Annotated in this window: 15 protein-coding genes; 10 read left to right on the top strand and 5 right to left on the bottom strand. The window is 62.5% G+C overall.

Annotation, left to right across the window (positions count from 1 at the left end; genetic code table 11):
- Window positions 1-61: 61 nt before the first annotated feature.
- Window positions 62-1,417 carry a sulfatase-like hydrolase/transferase gene (locus ACNO8S_RS17185; protein ID WP_420182977.1) on the bottom strand — a complete coding sequence of 452 codons (1,356 nt, stop codon included), beginning with the start codon at window positions 1,415-1,417 and terminating at the stop codon, window positions 62-64.
- Between the two features lie 231 nt (window positions 1,418-1,648).
- Between ACNO8S_RS17185 and ACNO8S_RS17180 the strand changes: the two genes are divergently transcribed.
- Window positions 1,649-2,074, top strand: coding sequence for a ribbon-helix-helix domain-containing protein (locus ACNO8S_RS17180; RefSeq protein ID WP_014031092.1), 426 nt, complete (start codon window positions 1,649-1,651; stop codon window positions 2,072-2,074).
- A 65-nt stretch (window positions 2,075-2,139) separates the two neighbouring features.
- On the opposite strand, the gene ACNO8S_RS17175 is transcribed toward ACNO8S_RS17180, so the two are convergent.
- Complete coding sequence (locus ACNO8S_RS17175) at window positions 2,140-3,213, bottom strand: NAD(P)/FAD-dependent oxidoreductase (RefSeq protein WP_050007604.1); 1,074 nt, start codon at window positions 3,211-3,213, stop codon at window positions 2,140-2,142.
- A gap of 121 nt (window positions 3,214-3,334) precedes the next feature.
- Entirely contained in the window at window positions 3,335-4,009 is a 675-nt protein-coding gene (locus tag ACNO8S_RS17170; RefSeq protein WP_151104181.1) for a ribonuclease HI family protein, read from the bottom strand.
- A gap of 157 nt (window positions 4,010-4,166) precedes the next feature.
- Between ACNO8S_RS17170 and ACNO8S_RS17165 the strand changes: the two genes are divergently transcribed.
- Window positions 4,167-5,369 carry a PQQ-dependent sugar dehydrogenase gene (locus ACNO8S_RS17165; RefSeq protein WP_050038344.1) on the top strand — a complete coding sequence of 401 codons (1,203 nt, stop codon included), beginning with the start codon at window positions 4,167-4,169 and terminating at the stop codon, window positions 5,367-5,369.
- A gap of 188 nt (window positions 5,370-5,557) precedes the next feature.
- Window positions 5,558-5,731: a hypothetical protein gene (locus tag ACNO8S_RS17160; protein ID WP_014031096.1), complete on the top strand. Its 174-nt coding sequence runs from the start codon at window positions 5,558-5,560 to the stop codon at window positions 5,729-5,731.
- Between the two features lie 66 nt (window positions 5,732-5,797).
- Here the strand turns inward: ACNO8S_RS17160 and ACNO8S_RS17155 are convergent, their stop codons facing one another.
- Window positions 5,798-5,920 (bottom strand): hypothetical protein, encoded by a 123-nt coding sequence (locus ACNO8S_RS17155; RefSeq protein ID WP_255355560.1) that lies wholly within the window; start codon window positions 5,918-5,920, stop codon window positions 5,798-5,800.
- 102 nt (window positions 5,921-6,022) lie between these two features.
- Here ACNO8S_RS17155 and ACNO8S_RS17150 point away from each other — a divergent pair, with 102 nt between their 5' ends.
- Complete coding sequence (locus ACNO8S_RS17150; RefSeq protein ID WP_420182976.1) at window positions 6,023-7,648, top strand: potassium channel family protein; 1,626 nt, start codon at window positions 6,023-6,025, stop codon at window positions 7,646-7,648.
- 80 nt (window positions 7,649-7,728) lie between these two features.
- On the opposite strand, the gene ACNO8S_RS17145 is transcribed toward ACNO8S_RS17150, so the two are convergent.
- Window positions 7,729-8,970, bottom strand: a complete 1,242-nt coding sequence (locus ACNO8S_RS17145; RefSeq protein ID WP_420182975.1) for an inorganic phosphate transporter — start codon at window positions 8,968-8,970, stop codon at window positions 7,729-7,731.
- Window positions 8,971-9,140: 170 nt separating this feature from the next.
- On the opposite strand from ACNO8S_RS17145, the gene ACNO8S_RS17140 reads away from it, so the two are divergent.
- The 6 genes from ACNO8S_RS17140 (at window position 9,141) to ACNO8S_RS17115 (ending at window position 14,733) form a co-directional block, all read left to right on the top strand.
- Window positions 9,141-10,571 carry an APC family permease gene (locus ACNO8S_RS17140; protein ID WP_420182974.1) on the top strand — a complete coding sequence of 477 codons (1,431 nt, stop codon included), beginning with the start codon at window positions 9,141-9,143 and terminating at the stop codon, window positions 10,569-10,571.
- Between the two features lie 2 nt (window positions 10,572-10,573).
- Complete coding sequence (locus tag ACNO8S_RS17135) at window positions 10,574-11,302, top strand: universal stress protein (RefSeq protein WP_008311884.1); 729 nt, start codon at window positions 10,574-10,576, stop codon at window positions 11,300-11,302.
- 440 nt (window positions 11,303-11,742) lie between these two features.
- Window positions 11,743-12,420, top strand: a complete 678-nt coding sequence (locus ACNO8S_RS17130; RefSeq protein WP_420182973.1) for an SCO family protein — start codon at window positions 11,743-11,745, stop codon at window positions 12,418-12,420.
- Window positions 12,417-12,944, top strand: coding sequence for a TlpA family protein disulfide reductase (locus ACNO8S_RS17125; protein WP_050007886.1), 528 nt, complete (start codon window positions 12,417-12,419; stop codon window positions 12,942-12,944). The genes ACNO8S_RS17130 and ACNO8S_RS17125 overlap by 4 nt, the downstream gene beginning before the upstream one ends.
- A gap of 1 nt (window position 12,945) precedes the next feature.
- Entirely contained in the window at window positions 12,946-13,605 is a 660-nt protein-coding gene (locus ACNO8S_RS17120; protein WP_420182972.1) for a cytochrome c biogenesis protein CcdA, read from the top strand.
- Window positions 13,606-13,722: 117 nt separating this feature from the next.
- Entirely contained in the window at window positions 13,723-14,733 is a 1,011-nt protein-coding gene (locus tag ACNO8S_RS17115; protein ID WP_420182971.1) for a hypothetical protein, read from the top strand.
- Window positions 14,734-14,922: the final 189 nt, after the last annotated feature.

Here is a 14,922-nt window from a genome sequence, read left to right as displayed (position 1 = left end):
CACGGCAGCCGTACCACGATTGTGGCGGACGATGCTCGGTGCAGGCCTGCGTGGCACCGACTTAGAGATAGCCGAGTCGCTCCAACCGCGACTCGAGGTCGACGTCGTCGAAGCCATCGATATCGTATTCTGCCATTTCGTCCTCCCCGGCAGCGAGTTCGGTGATGTCGAGTGTCTCACTTTGCTCTGCGGAGTCAGCGACAACGTCTGACGGTGGGCGATCGATAGGTGTGCCGTCGCTGGGCTCGGACCGCCGGCCCCGCACGACCGCTTCGTACTCATCCGCTCCCCACGCTGCGCGCTTGTATACGGTGTCACCGGGTCCGTTCTGGTACACGAGCGACGCCGGCTGTTGGAACCGGTCCGGCTCGTCAGTGTACTGCTCGGCGTACTCTGCCGTCTGCCCGGTCGGGGGTGCCTGGTACGCAGTGGTCTGTCCGTCGGGGGCGACGAACCATCCGGAGTCGTCCTTTTCGCCGTCAAAGGCGGCCAGAACGGCATCGGGAAACCGTGACAGCGTCGCCAGGGACTCGATTCGCCGGCTCTCGGTCTGCCCCGGTCCTCGGACGACGAGTGGGACGTGAAACAGTTCCTCCTGCGTGCCCATCCCGTGCATGACCGCGGGTGGCTCTGTGGCGGCCTGTGGGGGTTCTCCGAATCCGTCACCGTGGTCCGCCGTGATGACGACCAGCGTGTCGTCTAAAACGCCGCGTGCTTCCAGGTCACCAATCACCTGCTCCAGAATAGCGTCAGTCTGTCGAATCGCGCCGTCGTACAGCGGTTCGAGCAGCTGTCCGACGCCCGGCGGGAGTTGCTCTCCGTAGACGCTCCACTCCCACTTGATCGGGAGTTCGTCGTGCATTCCCCAGTACAGGTCCGCGCCCCACTCGTCGTAGGCGTCCCGCGTCGCGTACGGCATGTGCGCGTCCATCAGATTGAGGCACGCGGCCCAGGACTCAGTTTGCTCGTCGACCCACTCAGTCAGCTCGTCGGCGTACCAGAAGCCGTCGACACCGTTGCGGGTTTCGGACGGGTCGTCAACGTCTGTTGAATCGGGCCGTTCCGTGACGACGGTCTCGAAGCTGTCGCTGAGCCCGGATGGATGAACGGTGAGATACGGGTTCTCGGTGAATACGCCAGTTTCGTATCCTTCCTTGTGGAGGAAATCAAAGATCGTCTGGCCGGGCTGCAGCCGTTCGGTAATCTTGAGCGTGTGGCCCTCCGCCGGAACTCCGGTGAACAGGCTCGTATGGGCCGGCAACGACCAGCTCGCGGTTGTCCGTGCCTGCGTGTACACCGACGCCTCACGACCGAACGCTTCGAGAAAGGGGGTGGTCCTGCGTCGATGACCCAATAGCGAGGTGTTCGCCGCACGGACACAATCAAGAACGACGAGTAACACGTTCGGGCGACCCATTGTCAGGCTTTAGAAGGTATCCACGGCAAAAGTATGTTCTGTAACCGCTATCTTTCACGACAGCACCAGTGACCAGCACCGAGATCTTCTACCAGTACGCGTCTGATTTGTCTCTCGCTGCGATACAAGACGCTCGCGATATTCTCACCACTTCGAGGTAGTTCGTCGCTGCTGGAGCTACGCTATGCTCTCAAGACGCACTGGGTCGGGCCTCGCGTGAGTATATTTTATATGGGTCGACAGTCTGATACCAACAACGTGGTCAAATCGACGGTCCGGTTTCCCGAAACGGTGATGGACTGCGTCGAGGAGATGGTAGCGGAGGGTGTCTTCTCGAACAAGTCCGAGTTTCAACGCTTCGCTGTCGAGTACGTCCTTTCGGAGATCGAGGACTACGAGCCCGAGATGGTTGATTTCGACGAGCTACAGAAAGAGGTCTTCCAGCACCAGCCGGCTTCCAGCGGGGCCGAGATGTCGCCGGAGATCAACGAGAACTTCTACGAAAACGCGGCGCGCGTCCGGCAGTTCGCGATCCGCGGTGACATCGAGACGGCAGAGGAGTATATCGACACTGCGTACCCCGTCACCGACCCCCGCTGTTTGCTCCTTGACGACTTGCTCGAACCCTACCGACAGCGCGAAACCGAAGACGAATAGGTCGTTTCCCGGAGCCGGTACTCGGCTCCCTCGTCGCCTCTCCGGTTGAACTATTCTACGGCGCGTCAGTCGTCGTCAGCGCGGGCTTCTGGCGTCGCCTCCGAATGTGGCCCGGCGGCGTGTCCTTCGTGCGTCAGCGCTGTCGCGAACAGTTCTTCGGAGACCGCGGGAACGTCCACGTCCTCGACCGCACCCTCGGACTTGATGTCGTCGACTGAACGGGGGTACTTCCTGAGGTCTTTGTGGATCGCGATGCCCGCATCAGCGCCCTCACCCATCGCGATCGGGATCTGATTGTGGCCCGGCGTCAGATCTCCGACGGCGTAGACGCCGGAGATACTGGTCTCGCCGTGGTCGTCGACGGCTACCGTCCCGTCGTCGTTTCTATCGAGTCCCAGTTCGTCGGCCAGCTCCGCGTGATAGTCTGACCCGAGCATCGGGAAGCCGCCCTTGTACTCCCGAACGCTCCCGTCCTCGAACTCGTAGGCCGATAGCCAGCCGTCGTCGTCAGTCCGCTTGCCCGACAGCTCTGTATCGACGATATCGACCGGGTGATTGTCGAGCATCGTCTGCGTCTCGTCGCTCCACTCCGGCTCGTCGCCGCGAGTCAGTATGTCCACGTCGTCGGTGTAATTCAGCATAATCATCGCGACGTGGGCCGCGGCTTCGCCGGTGCCCATGACGAAGACGGGCTCGCCGACGAACATGAACGCGTCACAGTGGAGACACCAGTGCAGCCCTTTCCCGGTCCGCGGCAGCGGCGGATCCGGACGCTCGTCGGCGAACCCGGTCGCAAGGACGACTCGCTTTACTGCCAACTCATCGTCGCTCGTCGTCACGGTGAACCCGTCCTCGTTCCCGTCGGCGAGTGGTTCGACCGATTCGACGAAGCCCCGCTCGTAGGTCCCGCCGTAATCCTGCACCTGCTCGCGTGCAGTTTCTAAGAATTCGTTCCCCGAAACGTCCTCGGTGACGCCGATGACGTTGTGCGTGTCGGTCATCATCGCGGCGCGGCCGCCACCGCGGTTGATAACGATCGTGTCCATCCCCAGTCGGGTGGTGTACAGTGCGCTCGTCAGCCCGGCCGGCCCGCCGCCGACCACGGCCACGTCATAGTCGTACCGCCCATCGGTGTACATTAACACAGAATACGTGCTCGAGGAATAAAAACAGCAGAACAGCGGCCATCTACACAGCAATTCGACGCTGGTGTTACGCTCCGCGAGCGACGCGAACGACAGGCTCGCTGGCACCCCTGTCTCACCCAGGGCCGAGGGCTGCGATGTCGGCCCCGACCGTCGCCTGTGCATCAGCCGGGTTCGGATCACTGTCGGCCAGATGCGTCCATTCGTGGGCGGGCAGCGCCGACAGGTGGTCAGTGATCGCCGTGCTGTACGGCGTCGCTTTCACGGTGCTCTCTTTGTTACCCCAGATGTGGTTGATGACGGTCATCGAATCGATGCGTATCTCGACCGTCTCTGGGTCACACCGTGTCGCCAGTGCCCGCAGTCCGAGATGGAGGGCGGCGTATTCGGCGACGTTGTTGTTCGTCCGAGAGCCGACCGGACGCCCGAGTCGGGCAATCGGTGTCTCATCGGCCTGAATCACAGCACCGGCACCGGCCGGCCCGTTACTGTGTGCGCTGCCGTCCACATAGAGCACTACCTGTGACACGTCGGAAGTAGCCGCGCCCTGCTGTGACGGGGGCGGGCCAGATACAACAAGCTCGTCGATTGCGGTCCGTATTTCATCGGCGGATGTCTCCGGGTCGAACAGGCCACCGTAGCCAGCGACGGCAGCATTGATCGCATCGATAGCGGGGGTGAGTTCGTATCGATACAGGGCCAGCAGCTCGTCGACCCGCGTCGCCAGCGGCGAGAGCGTCTCCGCTGGCAGACGCTCTCTCTCACCTGCTGGCTGATTGTGACGGTCCATCAATAATGCGTAGCTGCGGGTGGCTAAAAGACACTTCGCCGCGATAGGCGAGGGATGGCAGGATGCGTCCCGTGAGTACCGGCTACTGACGAGTCGGGTTTCTGATAAACCAATCGGGACCGCAGTTAACAGCCCCGCGACCGTAGCTGTAGCTACAATGGACCGACGGACGTTCCTCGCTGTGAGCGGGCTCACGGCCGCTGGAACACTCGCAGGCTGTAGTGCCCCCAGTGACGACCAGCAAGGGGACGGCGCGACAGCGACGGCTTCCGGACAGGCCGACGGTTCAGAGACGGCTGTCGAGACCGTCGCCGACGGACTCGAATCGCCCTGGAGCGTCACGCCGCTGCCCGACGGCTCACAGTTGCTAGTCACAGAGCGCGTCGGCCGCGTGGTGGTGGTCGATTCGGCCGACGGAACAATTACGCCTGTCACTGGCGCACCGTCGGTGTACGCGAGCGGTCAGGGCGGGATGCTCGATGCGGCGCTCCACCCCGACTTTCCGGACCCGGCCTGGGTGTATCTGACATATTCGAAAGCCAACGACAGCGGTGCGTCGGCGACACATCTGGGCCGTGGTCGCCTGAACGCCGCTGACGCGCAGTTCGAGACGTTTGAACAACTGCACGTCGCGGAGCCCTTTATCGACTCTGACGGGCACTTCGGGTCTCGCGTCGTGTTCGGCCCGGACGGGTTGGTGTACGTGACTGTCGGCGACAGACAGTTCAAGGACTTCGGGCCCGACCACGTCGCGCAGGACAGGACGAACGAACTCGGGACCACGCTTCGGCTGACGCCCTCGGGTGGGATTCCCGACGCGAACCCGTTCACCGACGACCCGGACGCGGTCGATTCGATATTCAGCTACGGCCACCGCAACGCCCAGGGGATGACCGTCCACCCCGATACCGGCGACATCTGGCAGACCGAGTTCGGCGAGCAGGACGGCGACGAAATCAACATCGTCGAACGGGGCGCCAACTACGGCTGGCCGGTCGCCGACGAGGGCTGTACCTACGGCAGCGGCGATCCGATCGGCGTCAGCCACGCGGAGCGCGACGACGTTGTTGCACCAGTGTATTCGTGGGACTGCGGATTGGGTGGCTTCCCGCCCAGCGGCACGACGTTCTACACCGGTGACGCCTTCACGGAGTGGACCGGCGACTTGCTCGTCGGCGGGCTGGCTTCACAGTATCTCGCCCGGTTCACCGTCGATGGGCGAACAGTCGAAGAAGCGACGCCCCTCCTCGCCGACCGCGGGTGGCGCATCCGCGACGTGGTGGTCGAGCCCGAAACCGGACACGTCCTCGCTGCAATCGACTCGTCTGACGCACCTATCGTGCGACTCCGCCCCGCCTGAATCGAGTGATTCGGCGACAACCGTGTGGGCTGGCGACCTGTGTCCGTAATCTGAATTAGTGTTGGAGCGATGCACCAACGGTGATCGGGGCCGTTCTGGTCCCATACTCCCACAGATCCCTATCGATCATACCCGACCAGCGAGGCCGGTACCGCGCCATTTTTGCTTCTGAACCCGCTACACTGGCTGTGAACCAGACTGCGATTCTGCACGCCGCGTTCGGAGTACTGATCGTCGCAGGGTTCCTCGTCTCGGCACCTCTGAGCTATGGCCTCTACGGGCTGGGGGCTGCCTGTTTCATCGCCGGCATCCTACTCGCACGGCGGGATAGCGACGGATCGGAAACCGCCGATAGCGTCTGATATCGGAAACGCGACATGGGGTCCGGTATCAGGATGAGGTAGAGCGGTTTGCGGGGCTGTACTGCTCTACCGATATGAACGCCTGTGAGGGTAGTCGTCGGCGGGCGTCTCGGCTTCCTCGGTGGAACCGAGCGGTTCCTTGGGCTTGATCGGGTCGCCCGATTCGAGTCCCTTTTCGGCGAGTGCCACACTCCCCATGGCCTCGATGATGAGTCGGTTGGCAGCTCACCGGTGATTGAACCGCTCCCTCTCGGGAGTGGCTATTATGGGTCTGACACCTGATGCCGAAGCATGGACCGGCGAACGCGGCTCATCGTCTATTATCTCGCCATCGTCGTCAGCGTGCTCTCTGGGTTCGTGGTTCTCTACAACTACGGGATGGCTACGTGGGAGGGGCGGCCCCAGCCGTTGTACCGCTCGGTAGAGGTCGTCGTTCAAACAGTCACCACCGTCGGCTACGGCGGGGACGCCCCGTGGACGAGCCCGCAGATGAACTACCTCGTCTCACTCATGGCACTCTCGGGACTCGTGCTTATTTTCGCGGCCCTCCCGGTGCTCGTGGTCCCGCTCTTCGAGGACGCGTTCACCTCCAGTGCCCCCGCCTCGGTTCGTGGGCTCGATGACCACGTCGTCCTCTGTAACTACGGGCCCCGTGAAGAAGTTCTCATCGACGAACTCACCGCACGCGGCGTCCAGTACGTCATCATCAAGCAGGATCGGGAAGCCGCGGACGAACTCCACGCGGCAGGGTATACGGTTATGTCCGGAGATCCGGAGTCGGACGCGGCCCTCAAGCGTGCCCGACTCGAGCACGCCGACGCCCTGATCGCAAACGTCGACGACGAAACCAACCCGAGCGTCCTCCTCTCGGCTCGGGAGGTCGATTCCGAGGTACGGACGGTCAGCCTGACTGAAGATCCGACCACCGCGGACTACCATCGGTTCGCCGGGGCCGATCATGTCCTCTCGCCCAAGCGAATACTGGGCGAACAGCTCGCGGGCAAAGCCATCGGCACGTTCGACCCCGAAGCTATCGAAGGCGTCGAAATCGACCAGGACTTCGACATCGCGGAGTTCCCGCTCCAGAGCGGCAGCGAACTGATCGGCCAGACCATCGCCGAGAGCGGTATCTTCGAGCGGACAGGTGCCGCCATCATCGGGGTGTGGGTTCGGGGGAATTTCCACAGTCCACCCCCGCCGGATGTCCGATTTGACGCCCGAAGTGTGCTCGTTGCGACCGGGCGAGAGACGGAACTCGACCAGTTGAAGGAGATGACGCTGTTCGAGGGCCGGCACCGTCGGGGAGACGTCGTCATCGCGGGGATGGGTGTCGTTGGACGGTCCGTCACGAGCTCGCTCACAGATGCCGGGTTCGAATACACAACCATTGACCCCGAGGACCACCCGACGGTCGACGTGGTCGGCGATGCGACGGACCGCGATGTCCTCCGTAAGGCGGACATTATGGACGCCGGCACTGTCGTCCTCGCGTTGCCGGACGACACGGCTGCTATCTTCGCGACGTTCGCGATTCGTGAACTGAACCCCCGGATAGAAATCATCGCCCGAGCGAACGAGCACGAAAACGTGTCGAAACTGTACCGCGCCGGTGCCGACTACGTGCTCTCGCTCGCCGCCGTCAGCGGGCGGATGCTCGCGTCAATCGTACTCGACGAGGAAATCCTCTCCCCGGGAACGCAACTGAAACTCATTCGAACGACAGTCACGGACGCTGTCGGCAAATCGCTCGCTGATGCCGACATCCGTAACCGGACCGGCTGTACCGTCGTCGCTGCCGAACGGGAGGGGCGTGTCATCACGAACCCTGACGCGTCGTTCGTGATCGAATCCGGGGATGAACTCATCGTCGCCGGAATCGACGAGAACATCAGTCGGTTCCAGTCGACATTCGTCTGACGGGCTCCCCTGCGGACCGAGGGCGGCCCCTGGGTCCAAGTACTTCCCAAATCACCGACGGGGCCGGTCGGATGACCGGCTCACAGCAGGAGAGCGAAGAGGAGGTACGATCCGACGACAGACAGCGACGGCGTGAGGACCCAGAGAATGACGATCCGGCTCGTCGCTGCCGGATCGAACAGGTTCTCGGCGGTCAGTTCCTCGATGTCCTCCTCGCCAATGGCTGGGACTGATGGAGACGTCTCGGGGATAGGGGACTCTCCGGCTGCGAGTTCGCCCACAGTTGGACCCGCTGGCTTCTCATCCTTGGTCGATGGGGCGGCGAGCGCGCCGGTACTGAGATTCGGCCCCGGCTTGGACTCGGACGGTGGCGTCGCGAGTTCCGTAAGCGTGACAGCGCGACTTGCCCGGCCCCACCCTAGACCGATGATACAACAGGTCGTGCTCACCGCGAGGCTCGCCGGAATGCCGTAGTACGAGAGGACGGTGATGATCGTCGCACCGACGGAGGAGACAATGAGGGCTGCCAGAATCGGTAGGTCAGTAATGCCGTCGCCGACGGTTGCGAGAGTGCGTCTGGCGATGGTGAACCCACCGAGGCTGATGGCTGCGACCGCGAGGAGCACTCCCTGGTCGATACTGACGGCCCCGTTGCCGACCAGCGGGGCGACTGCGTTCGCAGCGTTCGAGGCCCCCGCGCTGAAACCCATGTAACAGGCGATGGCCAACACCAGCGCCGACCCGATGAGGTCACGGGGGGACGCGTTTCTGTTGAGGCGGAGGCGGGGGAACCGGCCCGACCGGTCGATCTGTACCAACTGCCGTTCGAGGCGCGTAAACGACAGTCGAGCTTCGAGTTGCGGATAGGCGTACCGACCGATGGCCGCCCCGATGACGAGTCCGATGAGCGGGGCGACGATCCACGCGGAGACGATTGTAAACATCAACGCCTCGTTGAGCGATCCCGTCGCGAGTCCGAGCCCCACGATTGCCCCCACTGCCGTCATTGATGTCGAGGCAGGGACGCCATAGATGTTTGAAACCAGCAGCGAGAGGCCAGTGAAAAACAGGACGCCGACACCGGCTACCGGGGTGAACTGTGCGGCCGGTACGATCCCCTCGCTCATCGTGACGATGACGTTGCGGCCGACTGTCCACGCTCCGATGAACGCGAACACGCTGAACAGTGCCGCCGCTGTTACCTTTCTGACCAGCTTGCTCCCGACAGCCGGCCCGAACGCGACGCCTGTTGACGAACCGCCGATGTTGAATCCCACGAACCCGGCGACGAGTAAGCCGAGGACGAGAAGCACCGAGACCATGAATATGATCCTCTACGGACCATTTCGGATACAGCCATAATGGCCTGTTCATCTGTCTTCGGTGCTGAGAGGTTTCATCTTGTCACGAGGCTGCCGACCAGTGCTACCCACGGCGTTGGTCACACATTTCGTCGGCGGTTTTATCCGATAGGTGAAACTATCCCTGTCATATGACTGACCAGCCTGTCGACGTCGAACCGGGGGGCGAGAACGTCGCCGGTGAGGCACCCGCCGAGGAGCCGGAATCCGTCACCGACGACGCGGTCGTCCACGACGACGACGTCGAACTCGAACGGACTATCGGGCTCGTTGGTGGGCTGGCAATCGGAATCGGGACGATGATCGGTGCCGGGATCTTCGTGTTTCCAGGGCTGGCGGCCGCCAACGCTGGGCTCGCAGCCACGCTCTCCTTTGCGATCGGCGGCCTGATCGCGTTGCTTGTGGCGCTGCCGACCTCCGAACTCGCCACGGCGATGCCCCGAAGTGGTGGCGGCTACTACTTCATCTCGCGGGGGATGGGGACGGCCTACGGCGCAATCGTCGGCCTCGGGCTGTGGCTGGGCCTGATGTTCGCCTCGGCGTTCTATCTGGTCGGGCTCGGTCACTACGCGAGCGCCGTGTTCGCCGAGCTCAACGTCGTGCTCCCGTACAGTCCGGTCATCGGCATCGGGCTGTTGTTCGGGGCCGCACTGACTGCATTGAGTATCGGCGGCACGGAAAACACCGCGAAGATTCAGAACGTGGTGGTCGGGGTTCTCCTCGTCGTACTCACGGGCTTCCTTTCCTACGGTGTCCTCGACGCTGTTGGCGTATTCGGTGGCGGCACCGTGCCGGAGCAGTTCTTCTCGAAAGGGTACCTCCCAGTGTTGACGACCGCTGCGCTCGTGTTCACGTCGTATCTGGGGTTCGCCCAGGTCGCAACTGTCGCGGGTGAAATCAAGCAGCCGGGTCGGAACCTCCCGCTGGCGATGGTCGGCTCGGTCCTGATCGTCACCGTCTTTTATGTTGTCACGATTTTCGTCGCGACCAGCGCGTTCGGTGCTGATCGGCTGGGGGAGTTCGGGGAGACTGCGATGGTCGAAGTCGCCCGTGACTTCCTCGGGTTGCCCGGTGCGGTCGCGATCCTGGGTGCCGGGCTGTTGGCGACGTTTTCGAGCGCGAACGCGTCGATTCTCAGTGCCTCGCGGGCAGTGTACGCTCTGAGCCGTGATGCGTTGCTCCCCAGAAAGGCGAGCGAGGTCAACCTCCGCTACGGCACACCACACGTCGCACTGCTCTCCGCTGGCGGCCCGATCCTCGTCCTTGTCGCGACTGGCCGGGTCGAACTCCTGGCTGAGGTCGCCTCGTTCCTCCACCTGATTATGTACGGGCTGATGTGTATCGCCCTGATCGTGTTGCGCCGTCGGAACCCGGAGTGGTACTCGCCAAGCTATCAGGTGCCGGGCTATCCGGTGGTCCCGGTCGTGGGCGCGCTCGCGAGTTTCGGACTGATCGTCTTCATGCAGCCCGCGTCAATCGGTATCGGCATCGTAGTCATGCTCGCCTCGTATCTCTGGTACCGTTATTACGCTGGGGACGTGACACTCAAAGGAGACATCTGATTATGACGGACCGACCATCAATACTCGTTCCGCTCCGCGTGCTCGAAGGGGAATCGGTCCCCGAAGGTGTCCCCGAACTCCTCGCCCATGCCCACGTCGTCTTGCTGGGGTATCACGTTATCCCGGAACAGACTGCTCCCGGTCAGGCGCGGATGCAGTTCGAGGACCGGGCCACGGAACGGCTCGACGACTACGAAGAGATGTTCGAGGAGGCCGGAGCCACTGTCGAGCGGCGGCTCGTGTTCACCCACGACGGCCAGAAGACCATCGACCGCATGATCGCTGAGCACGACTGCATGGCTGTCCTCGTTCCGAACGCGACGGGGCCGGTCGAAGACGTGCTGGTCCCAGTCCGCGGGGCCATCGGGGTTGACCGCCTCGCCCGTGTCGTCGCGAGTGTGTTCGGAGAGATGGACGCCGACGTGACGTTGTATCACGTTGCCGACGAAGACACGACGGACGACGACATCCAGACACTCCTCGGTGGAATGACGGACCGACTGGTGGAGTTCGGAATGGACCCGTCGACTATCGAGACACGGATCGACCGCGACCAGGATCCCCTCGACGCGATTGCAGACATAGCTGACTCGTTCGATACGGTCGTCATGGGTGAAACCGACCCGTCCCTGGCGACGTTCGTGTTCGGGATGCCTGCCGACCAGATCGCCGAGCGATTTCTCGGACCGGTGTTCGTGGTCCAGCGCGAACCCGCTCCGGAGGACGAGTAACTCAGCCAGTCGGCTGGGTGGTCGTTGGTGCATGATAGCCCTCCCGGGTTCAGTTCACCACCGACCACGGATAGACGCCTGCCACGCTCACGCTCCTGTCATCCCACGGTACAACGGGGACGACGTACTGCTTCAGTGGGAATCCGGAGACGCTGGCGACGGCACACAGCGAACGGCCAGACCCTTCAGGACGGACTGTGAACCATGGGTAGAGCGGGCCAGGCTGCAGGTGGTACACAGCCGCTTGTACGCTGTGATACATACTGCTAATACGAGGGCCGCCCCAGGCCTCCGGAGCCCGACCGGGTCCGGAAAACGTCTCTGTCACTGCGCTGTGGTCTTACCACTCTCACAGCCCGAAATAATGCGATAGCAGGCGAGAGAGGGTTTACGACAGTCACACCAGATTAGCCAAATATCCGAGGGCACAACTACTGCGTATGCGCCGACGGACGGTTCTCAAATCGACCGGTGCGGTTGGAACGATTGTTGGAGTCGCCGGGTGTCTCGGTGGTGGTCGCTTCGGGGATTCGAACCCCGATGTCATCCTCGAAGAGCCCGACCGCGAGTTCGAGAGCAGCGACGTTCCGTATCCTGCGTGGGGCGAGCAGATTCCGGACGTGAGTGTCCCTGCGCCGGCCGAATCCACAGAGATTCGACTGCGCGACGTTGAAACCCCAGCCCTCCTCACGTTTTTTTACAGCCACTGCCAGACCGTGTGCCCCGTTCTCATCTCGACCCAGCGGAACATTCAGAGCCACGCACAGAACAACGGCTACGCTGATGCGGTCCGGTTCCTCCCGATGACCTTCGACCCCGCTCGTGACACTGCAGAACGACTCGGGGCGTACGCGGACGAGATGAACGTCGACGTCGATAGCGAGAACTGGCAGTTCCTTCGGCCAGCGTCGAAGCAGCGAGCCAAGGATGTCATACAGGAACAGTTCGGGGTTGTGTTCCAGCGAACCGAACCTGAGGACATGGATATGTACATGTTCACGCACACAGCACTGACGCTCCTGGTCAACGCTGATGGGTTCGTCGAGCGTGCCTACCGCTCGAAGTCGCCGGACGAAGAAACCATCATTTCCGACCTGAACACGGTGAGAAACGCGTGAACCGCCGACAGGTCGTGGCAGCGATGGCAGGGCTCGGTCTCACCGGTGGGAGTCTATGGGTTGCCCAGAACGGGCTGTCGGGTAGCCAGACCGGGAACACAGAACAGCTTCCGATCCGCGTGGAGACGCTAGATGCACACGGCTCGTCGGCAGGCGAGACAGCCGTGCCGACCCCGGGAACTGTCACGGTGATCGACCTCTTCGCTACGTGGTGTGCGCCCTGTGACGACCAACTCCGGATACTAAACGCGATGCAGCCCGAGTACACTGACGTGTCGTTCGTCTCAGTGACGAACGAGCGGCCCAGCGAGACACTGACGAGGGCTGACATCAGCGCGTGGTGGAACCGGAACGGCGGTGTCTGGACTGTCGGCCTCGACCCCGGAAGCGAGTTGCTGGCGGCACTCGGGGCGGACGGACTCCCGTACATCGCGATTACTGACGAGAGCGGGACCGTCCAGTTCGGCCACAGCGGACTCGCCGGGGAAGGGACGCTTCGAGACGAACTCGACGCACTGGTGTGAGATGACCGGAGTTGCCGTACTCGGGACACTCACGTTCGCCGCGGGCGCAGGCATCACGACGTTTTTCGCGCCGTGTGCGTTCCCGCTGCTCCCGGGGTATATCGGGTACTACATGAACGAGAGCGACCGAGATGTCGGTATGCTACCACCTGCCACCGCCGCTGCTGGTGGGGCACTCCTTGCGCTTACCCTCGTCGCGCTGCTCGTCCTCGTACTCGGGCAGCCACTGAAAAACGCACTCCCGATGCTCGAACCGGTGATCGGACTCGGTCTGATCGCGTTCGGCGTCGCGATGCTCCTGAATCGCGAGCCCGAACTCCGCGTCCCGCTGCCGCAGCGACCGGCGTCGGTAACCGGATTCGGTGTGTTTGGGGCTGTGTACGCGGTCGCTGCGGCGGGCTGTGTCGTCCCGCTGTTCTTCGGTGTGGTGGCCCAGGCACTCGCGTTGCCAGCCCGGACAAGCGTTCTCGTACTGGCGGTGTACGCGCTCGGGGTCGCCCTTCCGCTTGTAGGCGTGACACTCCTTGCGGGTGTTGGCATCGGACTCTGGCGCACCGCGGGCACGCACCTGCAACGACTGCACCAGCTCGCAGCCGTCGTGATGATACTCGCCGGCGGCGGACAGATTTACCTCGCAGTGTTCGAACTCGGCGTGTTGTAGGTTCAATCGAGTGGTGACTGGCTCCTCTCCAACGAGGATTCGTGTGGCATTCACACGGGGACACGCAGATTTACACCACAAGCAATTTATCGATATATTAACTATTTCGGCACAGCAATGCGTTGTTCCCGCCGCCACGCCCTCCGACTCATCGGCGCGTCTGGGGTCATCACCGCGACCGCCGGTTGTCTCAATCCCGGCAGTCTCGACAACTACGCGCTCATCGCCACCGAACAGGACCTCTCGTCAATCGGACGGCCGTATCTCTGGCCCGACCCAACCACAATTGATGCGACCACCAGGGTCGACTTTACTGCCGAGACGAAACAGCAGTATACGTCCGAACTGTTCGACACCGGCAGTGTCACCGTCCAACAGTGGCCGCTCGTCGGACGAGACCGATGGGGCAAAGACACGCGACCGCGCCCAACGTTCCTCCGGCGGGACGGGATCTTCTATCAAGTACAAATCAGCGAGGAACAGCATCTCGAACGGGAACGCTGGCATTTCGCAGTCACACGGACTGACGAGACACCGCCAGACGACGCCACGGTCGAACGCACCCCCTTCGACCGCTCGACACAGGACAAACGCGTCCTTGAGGCAGCGCTCGACGCAGTCTACGCGGGCAACGATGGGTTTCTCGGCGAGCCTCAATTCGAAAACCTGCAGGCCGTCGAATATCACCACCATCTTGACGCCGAAGCCAGTGAGCTCGTCCCGTCGCCACCGTTCGATTACATCGAGTACGAAGACGAATACTTTCGCCCCGTCACAGAGCAGCGGACGGTAACCGTCCCAGAATGGACGTACACTCTCGACGAAATCACGAACAATCGCGAAGCGTTCCAGGAGTACGCACGAACGGCGATTCTGGAACTCGATCTGAGTTCACTGGACCTCTCGGAATCCGCTCGTGGCGTGATAGACGACGCGATCAGCGAGGAGCCTCGCCGCTACGAAGAGGGCGCACCGCCCTCCGACGGACTCGCCGAGGTTTTGGACGCGCTCGGCATCGCCGGTGACCTCCAGCCGATAGACAGCTACGACGACCGAGTCGACTTCCGGGGTGTCGTCGCCGAATACCAGGGCACAGTCTATCGGTTTAGTCTGATCGTGACACCCTGACTTGCGGTCGGCGGCTGAAACCCCTCGAGGTATTCACCCCATATACCTGTGCAGCGAATCGCTCTTGTTCCAACACACCAGCCTCGACAGCACCTTCGATGAGGAGGTCGGGGTCGTCTGGACAGGAGTCGGTGTGCGTTAGCGTTCTATTCCAGATCACGGCTTCAGATCAGCTATGACCAACACCCG

The sequence above is a fragment of the Haloarcula sp. KBTZ06 genome (assembly GCF_048595605.1).
GTDB lineage: Archaea > Halobacteriota > Halobacteria > Halobacteriales > Haloarculaceae > Haloarcula > Haloarcula hispanica.
Note: the sequence above shows the minus strand (reverse complement) of the source record. Positions and strands in the feature narration are given on the sequence as shown.

Bases quoted from the DNA above. Each gene is read 5' to 3' on its own strand.
- ACNO8S_RS17175 (WP_050007604.1), bottom strand. From the start codon at position 3,213: ATGTACACCGATGGGCGGTACGACTATGACGTGGCCGTGGTCGGCGGC.
- ACNO8S_RS17145 (WP_420182975.1), bottom strand. From the start codon at position 8,970: ATGGTCTCGGTGCTTCTCGTCCTCGGCTTACTCGTCGCCGGGTTCGTG.
- ACNO8S_RS17140 (WP_420182974.1), top strand. From the start codon at position 9,141: ATGACTGACCAGCCTGTCGACGTCGAACCGGGGGGCGAGAACGTCGCC.
- ACNO8S_RS17120 (WP_420182972.1), top strand. From the start codon at position 12,946: ATGACCGGAGTTGCCGTACTCGGGACACTCACGTTCGCCGCGGGCGCA.
- ACNO8S_RS17180 (WP_014031092.1), top strand. From the start codon at position 1,649: ATGGGTCGACAGTCTGATACCAACAACGTGGTCAAATCGACGGTCCGG.
- ACNO8S_RS17135 (WP_008311884.1), top strand. From the start codon at position 10,574: ATGACGGACCGACCATCAATACTCGTTCCGCTCCGCGTGCTCGAAGGG.
- ACNO8S_RS17170 (WP_151104181.1), bottom strand. From the start codon at position 4,009: ATGGACCGTCACAATCAGCCAGCAGGTGAGAGAGAGCGTCTGCCAGCG.
- ACNO8S_RS17165 (WP_050038344.1), top strand. From the start codon at position 4,167: ATGGACCGACGGACGTTCCTCGCTGTGAGCGGGCTCACGGCCGCTGGA.
- ACNO8S_RS17115 (WP_420182971.1), top strand. From the start codon at position 13,723: ATGCGTTGTTCCCGCCGCCACGCCCTCCGACTCATCGGCGCGTCTGGG.
- ACNO8S_RS17150 (WP_420182976.1), top strand. From the start codon at position 6,023: ATGGACCGGCGAACGCGGCTCATCGTCTATTATCTCGCCATCGTCGTC.
- ACNO8S_RS17130 (WP_420182973.1), top strand. From the start codon at position 11,743: ATGCGCCGACGGACGGTTCTCAAATCGACCGGTGCGGTTGGAACGATT.
- ACNO8S_RS17185 (WP_420182977.1), bottom strand. From the start codon at position 1,417: ATGGGTCGCCCGAACGTGTTACTCGTCGTTCTTGATTGTGTCCGTGCG.